The 13,546-nt window shown below is 64.8% G+C and carries 12 protein-coding genes; 5 read left to right on the forward strand and 7 right to left on the reverse strand.

What is annotated here, in order from left to right; genetic code table 11:
- Nucleotides 1-382: 382 nt before the first annotated feature.
- Genes ACSVIE_RS06590 through ACSVIE_RS06605 form a run of 4 tightly spaced genes read right to left on the reverse strand, consistent with a single transcriptional unit; the run spans nucleotide 383 to nucleotide 4,098 of the window.
- The gene (locus ACSVIE_RS06590; protein ID WP_442423373.1) at nucleotides 383-1,801 is read right to left on the reverse strand and encodes an aspartate ammonia-lyase; all 1,419 of its coding nucleotides are present in this window, start codon (nucleotides 1,799-1,801) and stop codon (nucleotides 383-385) included.
- A gap of 59 nt (nucleotides 1,802-1,860) precedes the next feature.
- Entirely contained in the window at nucleotides 1,861-3,018 is a 1,158-nt protein-coding gene (locus tag ACSVIE_RS06595) for a M20 family metallopeptidase (RefSeq protein ID WP_442423374.1), read from the reverse strand.
- Nucleotides 3,008-3,679 (reverse strand): DUF1028 domain-containing protein, encoded by a 672-nt coding sequence (locus ACSVIE_RS06600; protein ID WP_426005783.1) that lies wholly within the window; start codon nucleotides 3,677-3,679, stop codon nucleotides 3,008-3,010. The genes ACSVIE_RS06595 and ACSVIE_RS06600 overlap by 11 nt, the downstream gene beginning before the upstream one ends.
- Nucleotides 3,676-4,098 (reverse strand): RidA family protein, encoded by a 423-nt coding sequence (locus tag ACSVIE_RS06605; protein ID WP_426005785.1) that lies wholly within the window; start codon nucleotides 4,096-4,098, stop codon nucleotides 3,676-3,678. The genes ACSVIE_RS06600 and ACSVIE_RS06605 overlap by 4 nt, the downstream gene beginning before the upstream one ends.
- Nucleotides 4,099-4,220: 122 nt before the next feature.
- On the opposite strand from ACSVIE_RS06605, the gene ACSVIE_RS06610 reads away from it, so the two are divergent.
- Entirely contained in the window at nucleotides 4,221-5,135 is a 915-nt protein-coding gene (locus ACSVIE_RS06610; protein WP_442423375.1) for a LysR substrate-binding domain-containing protein, read from the forward strand.
- Here ACSVIE_RS06610 and ACSVIE_RS06615 read toward each other — a convergent pair.
- Both ACSVIE_RS06615 and ACSVIE_RS06620 read right to left on the reverse strand, forming a co-directional pair.
- Nucleotides 5,132-5,734: a TetR/AcrR family transcriptional regulator gene (locus ACSVIE_RS06615; protein WP_442423376.1), complete on the reverse strand. Its 603-nt coding sequence runs from the start codon at nucleotides 5,732-5,734 to the stop codon at nucleotides 5,132-5,134. The genes ACSVIE_RS06610 and ACSVIE_RS06615 overlap by 4 nt on opposite strands.
- Before the next feature lie 102 nt (nucleotides 5,735-5,836).
- Entirely contained in the window at nucleotides 5,837-7,828 is a 1,992-nt protein-coding gene (locus tag ACSVIE_RS06620; RefSeq protein ID WP_442423377.1) for a primary-amine oxidase, read from the reverse strand.
- A gap of 130 nt (nucleotides 7,829-7,958) precedes the next feature.
- On the opposite strand from ACSVIE_RS06620, the gene ACSVIE_RS06625 reads away from it, so the two are divergent.
- From ACSVIE_RS06625 to ACSVIE_RS06640, 4 genes are all read left to right on the forward strand, one after another.
- Nucleotides 7,959-8,423, forward strand: coding sequence for a hypothetical protein (locus ACSVIE_RS06625; RefSeq protein WP_442423378.1), 465 nt, complete (start codon nucleotides 7,959-7,961; stop codon nucleotides 8,421-8,423).
- Between the two features lie 49 nt (nucleotides 8,424-8,472).
- Nucleotides 8,473-9,966 carry an aldehyde dehydrogenase gene (locus ACSVIE_RS06630; RefSeq protein ID WP_442423379.1) on the forward strand — a complete coding sequence of 498 codons (1,494 nt, stop codon included), beginning with the start codon at nucleotides 8,473-8,475 and terminating at the stop codon, nucleotides 9,964-9,966.
- Nucleotides 9,967-10,116: 150 nt separating this feature from the next.
- A complete protein-coding gene (locus ACSVIE_RS06635) occupies nucleotides 10,117-11,637 on the forward strand; it encodes an APC family permease (protein WP_442423380.1) in 1,521 nt (506 codons plus the stop codon).
- Between the two features lie 29 nt (nucleotides 11,638-11,666).
- Nucleotides 11,667-12,599 (forward strand): NADP-dependent oxidoreductase, encoded by a 933-nt coding sequence (locus ACSVIE_RS06640; protein WP_442423381.1) that lies wholly within the window; start codon nucleotides 11,667-11,669, stop codon nucleotides 12,597-12,599.
- 71 nt (nucleotides 12,600-12,670) lie between these two features.
- On the opposite strand, the gene ACSVIE_RS06645 is transcribed toward ACSVIE_RS06640, so the two are convergent.
- Complete coding sequence (locus tag ACSVIE_RS06645; protein ID WP_442423382.1) at nucleotides 12,671-13,504, reverse strand: alpha/beta fold hydrolase; 834 nt, start codon at nucleotides 13,502-13,504, stop codon at nucleotides 12,671-12,673.
- Between the last annotated feature and the right edge of the window lie 42 nt (nucleotides 13,505-13,546).

Raw genomic sequence — 13,546 nt, forward strand, 5'->3', positions numbered from 1 at the left:
TTCCTGTTTTTGGCTGCTGTCCCAAGGGATTGTACGTTCCCGCTCCGGCCGGTCTAGCCCCTCCTACGTCGGGGCCTGCGTCCCGGGAATTTCCTTCCGGCGCTCCTGCGTCGCTTATTTCCTTCAGGAGTTTCCCGGCCCTTGCCCAAAGGGTAGACAGGCCTCCGTCGGGCACAGCTCCGCAAGCTTCGCCAGCAGCCAAAACAACGAACGGGGGAGATGGGGGCTGGCCACTCACCACGAGCGCCCCACCCACCAACAAAACCAGGTCCGGGGCAAGGCCGCCGGTCAGCGCTCACACTCATTCCTAACGCTTGACGAAAAATAGAAGCATCGGGGACCATGCCCAAGGCCTGGTCCCCGTTGTTTTACTCAGCTCCGGTCAGTCCAGGCCTGCCAACGTCCGGGCAGACAGTGCTTCCTTCATCTGGTGCTGGTCCTGGAGGCCACGCTCAGCCACCAGCTTGGCAATGCCCCGCCCGGTGGCCAGGGCTTCCTTGGCGAGCTCAGCGGCTGCCGCGTAACCGATCAGCGGTGCCAGCCCGGTGACCACGCTGATGGAATCAAGCATGCGGTGCTGCAACAGGGCAGTGTTCGCGGTGATTCCGTCGACGCAGTGTGTCCGAAGTTGCCTGCACGCCACGCCCAGCCAGGCAATGGATTCCAGGAGGGAGTCGATGATGACCGGCTCGAAGGCGTTGAGCTGCAGCTGACCGGCCTCTACTGCCATGGTGACCGTGGCATCGGCGCCGACCACCCGGAACGCCACCTGGTTCACCATTTCCGGGATGACGGGATTTACCTTGCCGGGCATGATGGATGATCCTGCCTGGACAGCGGGCAGGAAGATCTCGGCAAAACCTGCCTGGGGGCCCGAGGAGAGCAGGCGCAGGTCGTTGCAGATCTTGGACAACTTCACCGCAGCCCTCTTGAGGACGCCGGATACCAGGAGGAAGACGCCGGTGTCGCTGGTGGCTTCCACCAGGTTGGCGGCTGGAGCCAGAGGCAGCCCGGTCACGGACGCCAGTTCACGGATGACCGCCTCCCGATACCCGGGGGGAGCGGTGATGCCCGTCCCGATCGCGGTGGCCCCCAGGTTCGATTCGGCCAGGTGCGGGAGGAGTTCCTGCAGCCGGCACCCGTCCTCGCGGAGGGTCTCCGCAAAGGCGCCGAACTCCTGGCCCAGGGACATGGGCACGGCGTCCTGCAGTTGGGTCCTGCCTACCTTGATGATGCCGGCGAACTCTGCCGCCTTGGACTCGAAGGCCCCCACCAGTCGATGGTGCTCGGTGCACAGGGCAGCAAGATCACGCTGCAGGGCGATCTTGATGGCCGTGGGGTAGGCGTCGTTGGTGGACTGGCTCCGGTTGACGTCGTCGATCGGGTGCAGTGCCGAATAATCACCCTTGGTGCGGCCCAACAACTCCAGCGCGCGGTTGGCGATGACCTCGTTGGCGTTCATGTTGGTGCTGGTGCCTGCCCCGCCCTGGATGGCATCCACCACGAATTCACGGTCGAGCCTCCCGTCCATCACCTCGCGGGCGGCCTGCTGAATGGCCGCGGACTTGGCGGTCTCCAGAAGACCCAGGTCCTCGTTGGCCCGGGCGGCCGATAGTTTCACTGCGCCCAGGCCATAAATGAGGGATCGGAGGGTGCCGATGGTGCGCCCGCTGACGGGGAAGTTCTCCACGGCCCGGGCGGTGCTGATGCCCCAATAAGCAGCCCCGGGGACATCGCGGTCCCCGAGGCTGTCATGTTCCCGCCGCAACTCCGGGGCCGGGATGTTTGATGGTTGTGTCATGGTCCTGTTCAGTTGTCGTTTGCTTGTGACGGACGGGTTTCGTTGACGGGGGACCGGCGCTATCCGGCCAGGAAGTCCAATGCCGTCAGAGCCAAGGCAGCAGCGCCGTCATGGATGGCCCGGTTGGCAGCTTCACCAACGCAGTGCGCGGCAAATTCGGGTTGGTGGTTGGCTGCCGGGTAGCAGCCGAGCCCGATGTAGGGATGGATGGCGGGAACCACCTGGGACACATTGCCCATGTCCGTGGAAGCCCTGTTCATGGTGGCCTGCCCGGGCGGGGCATCGAAGGTGCGACCCAAGGACTTCGCATGCTCCTTGTACAACATCAAGGCACGCTCTTCCGTCCGTAACTCGGAGTATGGTTCCGATTCCGGTGTGATGGAAAGCTCGCAGCCTGTCGCCACCGCGCCTGCTTCAAAGCATTGATTGACCCGTTCCTCCAGTACCCCCAGCTGTGCCAGGGATTCCGCCCGCACATACCACCGGCCCTCGGTCTTTTCCGGAATCGCATTGGGCGCCTCACCGCCCCGGGTTTGGACACCGTGCACCCGCGTGCCGGCAGGCAGTTGCTGGCGGAGCAGGCCCAGTGCCACCTGGGCGACGATGAACGCGTCATTGGCATTCACTCCCTGCTCGGGGTAGGCCGCGGCGTGGGCCGATTTTCCCTTGTACTCCACGTGGTTATGCGCCACAGCGAAGGGCCGGGCTTCGGCCGAATCCACGGGACTGGGGTGCGCCATCATGGCAAGGTCCAGTCCGTGGAAGGCGCCCTTCTTGAGCAGTTCGATCTTGCCGCCTCCGCCTTCCTCGGCGGGGGTGCCATAGACCTCCACGGTGAGGTCGTGCTCCTTGGCAAACCCGGCCAGGGCGGCCGCGGCACCGCAGGACATGGCGGTGATGATGTTGTGGCCGCAGGCATGCCCCAGGCCCGGCAGGGCGTCGTATTCAGCCATGAGTCCCACCCGGCGGGAGCCGGAACCGAAAACCGCGCGGACCGCCGTCGGGAATCCCAGGTAGCTGCGCTCCACGTCGAAGCCGAGCGATGCCAGGTAGTCCGCGGTCCATTCCGCCGCACGGTGTTCCTGCCAGCCCGTTTCAGGGTTGGCATGCAGCGTTTCCGACAGCTGGACCAGGGCAGCCTGCTGCGCCCTGACGACGCCGAGCACCCGGTCGCGTTGCGTGGCTGGCGTCACCGTCACAACCCGCTCAGCGGTCATCGCCGGGCACCCCGTAGCTCACGGAGGAAGCGGGGTCGAGCCCGCGGATCACGTAATCGCGCCGCTGCGGCAGCCAGACCTCCAGGATCCGTTCGAGCTCGCCGATCGGGTCATCATGCCAGTCCACGCGCAGGTCCGTGTCCCTCCAGCCGTGTCCGGACACTACGGACATGCCGGCGGACCGCACCGGTCCCGCCTCGCCGCCGGCAGCCTCCGCAGCGCGGAGTGCCTGCATCAACCGCAGTTCCAGTTCCCCGGTTGAGGACTCGAAGGCATCGCAGAGTATCTGGGGGACGTGGGGATGCGCGAGCATGTTCCCGGCAGCAACGCTGCGGGCGCCACGTCCTTCCCCGAAGATGCCCAGCGTCCCGGACCCACTGAAGACCGCGGATCCGCCGTGGGCGTCCAGGACCACCAGTTGCCGGAAGTTCACGGACGGTGATTCATGGACGACGGCGGTCAGCGCCTCCTGCGCGGAATAGCCGGCCTGGAGCCGGTCCAGCAGGGCAACGCCCAGCCTGGGATCGGTGATGTTCTGGGAGCTGACAGCGCCGACTCCGTCGCGCAGGTGGGCGCAGCGGGCTGCGACAGCGGGAGAGGACGACGAAACGGCCAGGCCGAACCTGCCCCTTCCGTCCGTGGCGGCGATGCTGAACGTCACTGCTGTCCCTCCGTGGAGAGCACTGCGGTGGCGTCGATTTCCACGAGCCACTCCGGGCGGGCCAGGGCCTGGACCACGATTCCCGTGGACACCGGATAAACGCCCTTCAGCCAACGGCCCATGGTGCGGTACACCGTCTCCCGGTAGCGGGGATCGATGAGGTATACGGTCACTTTGACGATGTCCTCGAGGCTGCTCCCGGCTTCCTTGAGCAGCATGTCGATGTTGGCCATGGCCTTCTCGGTCTGGACTTCCACGTCGCCGATCCCCACGGATTCCCGGGTTTCCAGGTCCTGTCCGATCTGCCCGCGGAGATACACCACTCCGTTGGCCACGACAGCTTGGCAGAGGTCGTTGTCCAGGTTCTGTTCCGGGTAGGTGTCCTTGGTGTTGAAGGTGCGGATGCGCTGGTGTTTCACGGGATGCCTTTCATTGGCAGGTAGCTTGTACCTTTCAGCTTCCTGTCAGCGGTTGAATCTGTCTAACAGTTCTTTTAGAACGATTGCATCGATATTTCTGATGTGCGGTGTACCCTCGATGCATGGACGTCACGCTTACACAGTTGCGCTATTTCGTGGAAGCGGCGGCGCAACTGTCCATGACCGGGGCCGCCTTGAGGTTGAATGTTGCGCAGTCTGCTGTCTCAGCCGCCATTGCCCAGCTCGAACGGCATGTGGGCACGCAGTTCTTCATCCGGCAGCGTTCCAAGGGGTTGGTCCTGACGCCTGCGGGCGAGCTCTTCGTCCGGGACGCGCAGGCCATCCTGGCCCAGGTGGAAGAGAGCATCGACCACGCCCGTGGCGAACACCAGAGCGTCGCAGGCAGGATCAGGATTGCGTGCTTCAGCACCCTGGCGCCGTTCCTCCTGCCTGGGGTCCTGACCACTTTGCGCGAGGACCACCCTGCCCTAAAGACCGAGGTCATCGAAACAGACACCGCCGGATGCATCAGCGCGCTGCTGACGGGCCAGGCCGACGTGGCACTCTGCTACGACCTTGACCTTCCGGATGCCATATCCCGCTCCGTGGTGGACACGGTCCGGCCCTACGTTGCCCTGCCCCCGGACCACAAGCTGGCGCAGTCCAAAAAGATCCAGTTGTCGTCCCTGGCGGAGGAGTCGTTCGTCCTGCTCGATCTCCCGCACACACGCGACCTGATGCTCTCCATTGCCCGCCTGGGCGGCCGCGAGCCGGACATCCGGTTCCGCTCGGCCAGTTACGAGACCGTCCGCACGTTCGTGGCCAGGGGACTTGGCTATTCGATCCTCCACCAACGTCCGCAGCACCCATTGACCTACGACGGCGGCAGGCTGGCTGCCGTGGAAATCCGTGACGACGTGCCGGAACTGAAGACGGTCCTGGCCCATCTGAAATCCCATCGCCCCACGGCGCGGGTGCGCGCGGTGGCACAGGCGGTACGGCAGCAGATCGTCGCAGCGAAAGCCGCCCGGGACTAGGATTCTTTCCGGCCCAGCCTGGCCAGCGCCCTCTCCACCAGATGCCGCTGGCGTGAACCGGTCACTGCGTCAGGGTCCAGCATGGAGGTCACATGCAGGCCCATCATGATATTCAGCAGCTCATCGGCCACCGCATCCGGATCAACCAAAGGTGCGCACTCGCCGTCGTGCCCTGCCTGGGTGAGGAAGTCCATGATGAGTCCGCGCCAATGCAGCAGCGCCTCGCGTCCCACCGCGCGCAGCGCGTCCTCCGTTTGGGCGCGCTGCCAGAACGAGACAGCCACCTTCGCCTCCACCACGGTGAGCGGATCGGCAGGAATGATTTCCAGGCAGAGGCTGCGCAGGGCGGAGAGCCCACGCTTGCGGGCCGTGTGCTTGGCGATGCGCTCATTGGTGCGCTCGCAGATGAGCTCGTAGGACGCCAACAGGAGGGCGTCCTTGCTGGGGAAATAATGGGCAAGGACACCGGGGGCGGCGTACCCGCATTCACGGGCGATGTCGCGCATGCTGGCATTCTCGATGCCTTGGTCAGCGATAAGCCGCCATGTGGTCTCGATGATCGAACGTCGCCGTTCGTGGTGATCGACCAAGCGGGGCATGCTGCTCCTTGTAGGTGTTGCAGGTAGGCGTTGCAGGGTGGCGGCGGGGCCGTGTGCACCCTACCACTGCGGGGACGCCCGGTGGACGTCCCCGCAGCCCCGTCAGTGTGCGCAGTGGTCCGTGGCTGCGCTGCGTTCAGCGGCGGCGCAGTGGGCGGACGTGGACGGCGGGACGTTCAGGGTGGGGTTGACGTCGAAGAAGCCGTGGGGCTTCAGGGTGAAGCCGGTGGTGTCAACGGGCATGATGGGCCAGTCCTCCGGACGGGGGAAGTGGGTGAGCCCGAACGAGTGCCACACCACCAGGTCCTGGCCGTCGATATCCCTGTCCTGCGCCACGAAAGCAGGAAGTCCTGCGCCCCCGGGGTGCTGGTTGACGAAGTCTCCCGCGGCGTACAGCTCATCGTCGGCGTGGCGGGTTACCCAGAGGTGGTGACGGGCGAAGGCGGCCCGGGAGGCGATGGAGGAGTCATCGGCCATGGCCAGGGTGGGGTTGCCCTCCGGGTACAGCGTGTAACCCACCGGGTGGCCCAGGTGGTTGAGTGATCCTGGGTTGCTGATGTGCCAGACGCGGCCTTTGGACCCGTCCGCGTCACGGATTGCCTCGGACTCGCGGGCCAGGATGGTGCGCTTTTGGGTGAAGGCGTTGCCGTGAGGGTTGCCCGGGCCTTTGGGGAGCCGCACCAGGTCGAGCTCTTCAACCCGGTTGGCGTCGCCGTCGATTTCCATGTCCAGCCGCGCGCTGAAGAGGTGCTGATGGTAGGGCGCGCCCAGGCCCGGGGCGATCTCCGAGGCGTACGCGTATTCCTTGTCCGGGAGGGCCGCGGTGAACACGATGCCTGTGGCCTTGGCTTCGAATTCGATCGTGCCGTCCAGGTACAAGTACCAGTAGAAGCCGTAGTCGTAGTTCCCCACGGTGGTGAAGAAGGAAACCACCAGGCGGCGGTTGCGGCGCACCTCGTTGGAACCGGCCCACTCGTCCGTGTGCTTCCAGAGGATCCCGGCGTCTTCCTCATGGATGCAGATGCCGTTGAGGATGGTCCTGGGGTTGCCGAAGTCGTCAGCCACCACGGGGGACATATACGTGATGTCGCCCAGGCAATCGCAGCCGAGCTTGAGGGAATTCGCATCCCGGCCCACCAGGTATTCGCCGGAATCAAAGTAGTTCTGCCAGCTGCGGTACGGAGCGGGATCACCGTAAGGGACCACCATCTCGGAGATGGACGCCCGGTGGATCAAGGGGCGGCGCCTGCCGTCCAGGGTGTGGTGGAGCTGGTGGAGGACCAGTCCTTCCCGGGCATCGAAGCCGACACGCAGGTCCCATCCGGCCCAGGACAGCAGGTTTCCTTCGAGGGTGAAGCTGGGTCCCTCCGGCTGGGTGATGTCGATCGGCTTCAGGTCGCTGCGCAGTTCGCCATGGATGGCAGGATCGGTGTAGTTGCCGTTGACCTCCGGGACGGGGACGGGACCGTCGTCGATCAGGTGGTCCACCCGGCGGTTTTCCACGTCCACGAACGCCACCAAACCGTCCAGCGGGTGCGCCCAGGGATGGTCGGCCGCGTGGTCCTGGCGGAAACCCAGGCCACGCAGCAGCCGCTTGCCTTCCTCGTTGGGATATTCGAAAACACCCGCCGACAGCGGGGCCACGCGCACCTGTTCCGGAGTCAGGTTGCGGCTGGCCAGCGCCGCGATCCACTGCGGATCTGCGGCCAGGATCTCTTCAATCAGGCCAAATTCTTCCAACAGGACCGGGAGTTGGCCGTCGACGGCGGGATTCAGCTCACGCTGTTCCTGCACCAGCCCGGTGGTCAGGGAGAGTCGGACGTCGAGGGACCGGGAACGTGTCGCGTCCCAGAGCATGGCACGGACTGTGCGTTCGGCTTCCCCGGTGTTTCCCCGCAGGGCTGACTTGGGTGGTTCCAGCAGCCCGAGGTAGGCGAAACGGGTGGTGTCGGCGACGAGCCCGGCGTCGGCCAGGATGCGGCGGGCTTGCTGGATTTCCTCGGCGGTGAGTTGTTCCAGCGGGTGCTGCGGCCTGGGGTGTTGCGGCCGCGGGGCCTGCAGGGGGTAAGCCAAAGAGGTGGTGTGAAGGGTCATGACACTTCCTGAAGTCGATTTTTGATGGTACAACTGTTCAACCAACGCTTTGATGTTACCCACCTCACAAGCTGCACGTAAAGTCGCTGGCCGGAGAAAAACCACCGCGCCACCCACGGAGGAAAAACCCATGGAGCATACCGACCGCCGCCGCCCGGCACGCCCGGCCCTGCCCGCCTGCCTGGTGGGCGGTGCCGCGATGGGAAGCGCACTAGGGCACGCCTTCGCAGCGCTCTTCGGACCTGCGGGAGCCATGGCATGGCTCATGGCGGCGATGGGCCTTGCGTGCCTGGCCTGCTTCCGCTCCCTGGCACCCGGCCGGTTCTGCGTGCGGAAGGCGGCAGGACACCTCATGGCCATGAGCGCCGCCATGGTCCTGGGCCATGTGGTCCTGCTGAACGGATTCCCGGCCGGGCCATCCCATCTGCACGGTGTTCCGGTATCAGGATCCGCGGCCGGGCACGCAGAGGCCATGCTCTCCGTGATGGGCATCGAAATCCTGTGCCTGGCTGCTGCCTCCGCAGCCCTGCGCCTGACCCGGACCGCGCCGCCGCGGAGCCAACAAACCGCCGACCGTCCCGCCGTCGTGGGCTGAACGCCGGCGGGCACCCACCAAACCACCACCCGAACGCATTGGAGACAACATGAACACCACCACCCAGGCCCCTGTTGACTGGCATGCCCGCGCCGAAAGCCTGGTGCCGGACGGCAGGGCCTTCATTGCCGGGAACCGCACCGCCGCCGGCGGGCACCGCACCCGGCTCACCACCAGCCCTATCGACGGTCGCGTGCTCGCGGAACTGTCGTCCTGCGGCGCTTCCGACGTCGATACTGCCGTGGCCGCGGCCCGGCGCGCCTTTCCCGCGTGGTCGCGGGCCGGCGCGGAAACCAGGAAAGGCGTGCTGCTGGCCTTGGCCGCACTCATGGAGAACCACGCGGACGAGCTTGCCCTGCTCGAGTCACTGGACAGCGGCAAACCCATCCTGCAGACCACCACGGTTGATGTCCCCGGAGCCATCTCCACCCTGCGGTGGTATGCCGAAGCCATAGACAAGCAATCCGGGGAGTTGCCGTCCGTACCGCCCGGGGCCACAGCGCTGGTGACCCGTGAACCGTTGGGCGTCGTTGCGGCGATCGTGCCATGGAACTTTCCGCTGGAGATCGCCATGTGGAAGCTTGCTCCGGCACTAGCCTCCGGCAACACCCTGGTGCTGAAGCCCGCGGAGCAGACATCCCTCAGCGTCCTTCGGGTGGCCGACCTGGCAGCCGAGGCGGGTCTTCCCGACGGCGTGCTCAACATCGTGACCGGCACGGGCCGCGTGGCAGGTGCCGCCCTGGCGATGCACATGGATGTGGATGCGCTGGCCTTCACGGGTTCCACCGCGGTCTCCCGGACACTTTTGGAAGCCTCCGGACGGAGCAACCTCAAACGCCTTAGCCTGGAAGCCGGCGGCAAGAGTTCCAACATCATCTTCGCGGACACCGCAGATCTTTCGGCGGCCGCCTCCAAGGCTGCCTTCGGGGCGTTCTACAACCAGGGGCAGGTATGTTCGGCAAACTCCAGGATCCTCGTCCAGCGCACTATCCATGACGACTTTGCGGGGCTGCTGGCCGAGGCGGCCGCGGACTACCGCCCGGCCGATCCGCTGGCCGGAGTGGAGGGCAACGGTGCCCTCATCAGTTCGTCGCATACGGACGACGTCGAAGGATGGATCCAGCGGGGAAGGGCGGAGGGGCGCGTCCTGTTCGGCGGCGACCGGCGGACCATCAAGGGGTCCAACGCGTATTTGGAACCCACTGTGCTCGGTGGCCTCGCCGCGGACCATGACGTCCACAGGGAGGAGATCTTCGGCCCGGTGGCCGTGCTGCACCCGTTTGATACGGAGGATGAAGCCGTGGCCCTGGCCAACAATACGGACTACGGCCTGGCAGCGTCCGTCTGGACGTCGGACCTGTCGCGGGCGCACCGGGTGGCCGGACTGCTCCTGGCGGGAACCGTGTCCGTCAACACCGTGGATGCCTTGGGGAACAGTACGCCTTTTGGTGGTTTCAAGCAGTCCGGATTCGGGCGGGATCTCTCGCTTTACGCCTTCGACAATTACACCGCGCCGAAAACCACCTGGATCCAGTACGGCTGAGCTGGTTCATCAATAAATCCGGGGATGGGTATCGGCATTCAGTGTTTTACGTGATCTGAAACACAGGCCTACGCTGATGCTCATCCCCTTCCAACGCTTCCACCGCCTCCAGTGCGGTAGCAGACTTAAGCCGTAGCAAAGGACCCCATCATGGACCAACCATCAGCCGCCACAGGGCAGGCGCAGACACAGCTTGCCCAGGAGCAGAGCAAACATCTGCAAAAATCCCTCGGCCGCTTCGACATCCTCCTGCTGGTGGTTGCCGCCGTCATTTCCGTGGAGGTGTTGGGGCAGGTATCCGGTTTCGGCGGCGAAACGTTCACCTGGACCCTGATCCTGGCCGTCACGTTCATGGTTCCCTACGGGTTGATCTTCGCCGAAACCGGCGGCGCTTTCACCGAAGAAGGCGGCGTCTACGTGTGGACCAAAATGGCGTTCGGCCGGATGGTGGCGGCCATTACCTCGCTCTTCACCTGGGTCACCCAGCCCGTCTGGGTGGGTGGGGCCATGGCGTTCGTGGCCGTGGAAACCTGGTCCGAGTACGTGGGTCACGTGGAGGCCGGCAGCGTGGGCGACTACGTCTTCAAGCTGCTGTTCATCTGGATCACGGTGACATCCGCGATCATCAGCCTGAAGCACGGCAAATGGCTCCCGTCGCTGGGGGCCATCCTCAAGGTCGTGTTCCTGACCTTCTTCATCATCGTCACCCTGGTCTACGGGCTGCAGCACGGTTTCAACGGACTGGACCTGGGATTCTTCTCGCCCACGCTTGCCGGTTTCCTCGGGGTTACCCCGTTGCTGCTGTTCTCGTTCCTGGGGTTCGAATCGGGCAACAGCGCCGCGGGCGAAATGAAGAACCCGGCCAAGGACGTTCCCATCTCTGTGGCCCGATCCTCCATGATTGCCGCAGCGAGCTACCTCCTGCCGGTCCTCGCGATCCTCCTGGTGGTGCCGTTGGACCAGATCACGGGCATTGGCGGCTTGTTTGGCGCCGTGGCCACTGTCTACACGGTCTTTGGTCCGGCAGCGGAGGCCATGCTCGCGATATCTGCGATCGTGTTCTGCTTCGTCCTGGTCTCCCAGGGTGCAGCCTGGATGATCATCAGCGACCGCATGCAGGCCATGGCGGCAGCCGATGGCTCCTTCTTTGGCGGCTTCTTCGGCCGCTTCCACCCGAAACTGGGCACTCCGATCAGGGTGAATACCCTCTCCGGAGTCGTGGCGACACTCTTCATGCTCGCCGCCATGCAGCTCAGCGGAACCAGCAGCGCCCTGTTCGGCGTGGTCCTTTCCATCGCAATCTCCACTTTCCTGCTCAGCTACCTGTTTGCCATCCCGGCCGCCGTGAAGCTGCGGAGCAAGTACCCCTCGGCTGACCGGCCCTTCAAGGTTCCTGTCTCAGACGCCGGCTTCCGTGTGCTCGGTGCGGTGTGCTTCGCCTGGATCCTGATCGGCTCATGGGTGGCGATCTTCCCCGGAACCCTGGACATGGTGTTCGGGCTTCCCTACGACTTCGAGGCAACGTGGGGTGTCTCCCAGTTCACGTTCGAGGCCTTCGCCCTCGGCACCCTGGGCTGCATCCTTGCCTTGGGCGTGGCCGGGTACGTGCGGGGCCGTAAGGTCCGCGAGGCTGTATCGCCGGAACCTGTCCGGGTGGGAATCCCGGAATAGCTCCACCGCGGCGGCAGTTGTCGCTAACCATGAAGGCTATTACTTACAACGGGTACGGAAACCCTGACGTCCTTGAACTGACCGAACAGCCAATGCCCAAAGTTGGCCCAGGCATGGTCCTGGTCAAAGTGAAGGCAGCGGCAGTCAACCCCGTGGACTGGAAGATCATGGCGGGCTACCTGGACCCTTTGATGGATATCCAGTTCCCTGCGATACCCGGGTGGGACGTTGCAGGGGTGGTGGAGTCGGTGGGAATCGACGCACCGCAGTTCCAGCCCGGGGATGAAGTGATCGCTTATGGCCGCAAGGACTTTGTCCATGGCGGCAGCTTCGCGGAGTACATCGCCCTGCCGGAACGGTTGGTGGCCAGGAAGCCGCACTCGCTGGACTGGAACGCCTCGGCGGGACTGCCCCTTGCCGGGTTGACGGCTTTCCAGGTCCTCAACAGGTTGGGGGTGCAGTCCGGGGACACCGTGCTCATCCACGGCGGCGCCGGCGGAGTTGGCTCGCTGGGTGTGCAGATCGCAGTTGCCCTGGGAGCCAACGTCATCGCCACCGCTTCCGACAAGAATCACGGGTTCCTCCGCTCCCTGGGCGCGGAGCCTGTCACCTACGGCGATGGCCTGGCGGAGCGGGTCCTCGCACTGAGCCCGGATGGCGTGGATGCCGTGGCCGATTTCGTGGGCGGGAACCTTGAGTCCACGTTCCAGGTGATCCGTGCGGACGGCAGGCATGCCTCCATCGCGGACAGTGACGTGGAGCAACATGGCGGGACGTGGATGTGGGTGAAGCCCATCGGTTCCGAACTGCAAGAGCTGGCCGACCTGGTGGACGAAAAACACCTCCACGTGGAGGTGGCCGAGGTCCTCCCGCTGGCCAAGGCAGCTGAGGCCTTCCGCCTCAACATGGATGGCCACACCCGCGGCAAGATCGTCGTGGCCGTGGACGACGGTCACGCGTAGAACGCCCGACGGCGGCAGGTCGCCCGCGGTTCCATGAGGAACCAACGGTGACCTGCCGCCGTCGTTCTTAACTACTTGGCCAGGAAGCGGAGCAGGATTTCGTTGATCTCGGAGCCGTGCGTCCAGAGCATGCCGTGCGGGGCGTTGTCGATTTCCACGTATTCGGCCGACGGCAGGCGCTTGGTGAATTCGCGTCCGGTGGAATCGATGGGCAGGATCCGGTCGTCGGTTCCGTGCACGATCAACGCAGGGACGGTGATCTTTTCGATGTCCGCACGGAAGTCGGTCAGCCAGGTGTCCACCACGGCGAAGGAGGCGTACCAGGAAGAGCCGGCGGCAACGTTCCACGCGTTGCGCAGGGCTTCCTCGCTCAGGCGGTTGCCCAGGAAGTTGTCCGTGTTGAAGAAGTCCTTGTAGAAGTTGCTGAACCAGGCGTAGCGGTCTTCGATGGCGGCGTCGCGGATGCCGTCGAAGACGGAGGACGGAACGCCGGTGGGATTGTCGTCCGTCTGCAGCAGGTAAGGCTCCAGGGACCCCAGGAACACCGCTTTGGCCACGCGTGCTTCGCCATAGGTTCCGATGTAGCGGCCAACTTCACCGGTTCCCATGGAGAAGCCCACCAGGACTGCGTCCTGCAGGTCCAGGGTTTCCAGAACGGTGTTGAGGTCCCCGGCAAACGTGTCGTAGTCGTAGCCGGTGGTCGGCTTGCTGGACTTCCCGAAGCCGCGGCGGTCATAGGTGACAACCCGGTAGCCCGCCTCCAGGAGGGCAGCGGTCTGCTTCTCCCATGAGCCGCCGTCCAGCGGGTAGCCGTGGATCAGGACTACGGGCTGGCCCGCTCCGTGGTCCTCGTAGTAGAGCTCAATGTCCGTGCTGTTTTCTGTGCCGACCTTGATGAAACCCATGGAAACCACTCCTTGTCTCGACGGCGAGAACGATCGTTCTCC

This window comes from Paenarthrobacter sp. NCHU4564 (assembly GCF_052156435.1).
In the GTDB taxonomy this organism is placed as follows: Bacteria; Actinomycetota; Actinomycetes; order Actinomycetales; family Micrococcaceae; genus Arthrobacter.

Coding starts and splice junctions, on each gene's coding strand:
- ACSVIE_RS06590 (WP_442423373.1), bottom strand. CDS start 1,801: ATGACACAACCATCAAACATCCCGGCCCCGGAGTTGCGGCGGGAACAT.
- ACSVIE_RS06595 (WP_442423374.1), bottom strand. CDS start 3,018: ATGACCGCTGAGCGGGTTGTGACGGTGACGCCAGCCACGCAACGCGAC.
- ACSVIE_RS06610 (WP_442423375.1), top strand. CDS start 4,221: ATGGACGTCACGCTTACACAGTTGCGCTATTTCGTGGAAGCGGCGGCG.
- ACSVIE_RS06615 (WP_442423376.1), bottom strand. CDS start 5,734: ATGCCCCGCTTGGTCGATCACCACGAACGGCGACGTTCGATCATCGAG.
- ACSVIE_RS06620 (WP_442423377.1), bottom strand. CDS start 7,828: ATGACCCTTCACACCACCTCTTTGGCTTACCCCCTGCAGGCCCCGCGG.
- ACSVIE_RS06625 (WP_442423378.1), top strand. CDS start 7,959: ATGGAGCATACCGACCGCCGCCGCCCGGCACGCCCGGCCCTGCCCGCC.
- ACSVIE_RS06630 (WP_442423379.1), top strand. CDS start 8,473: ATGAACACCACCACCCAGGCCCCTGTTGACTGGCATGCCCGCGCCGAA.
- ACSVIE_RS06635 (WP_442423380.1), top strand. CDS start 10,117: ATGGACCAACCATCAGCCGCCACAGGGCAGGCGCAGACACAGCTTGCC.
- ACSVIE_RS06640 (WP_442423381.1), top strand. CDS start 11,667: ATGAAGGCTATTACTTACAACGGGTACGGAAACCCTGACGTCCTTGAA.
- ACSVIE_RS06645 (WP_442423382.1), bottom strand. CDS start 13,504: ATGGGTTTCATCAAGGTCGGCACAGAAAACAGCACGGACATTGAGCTC.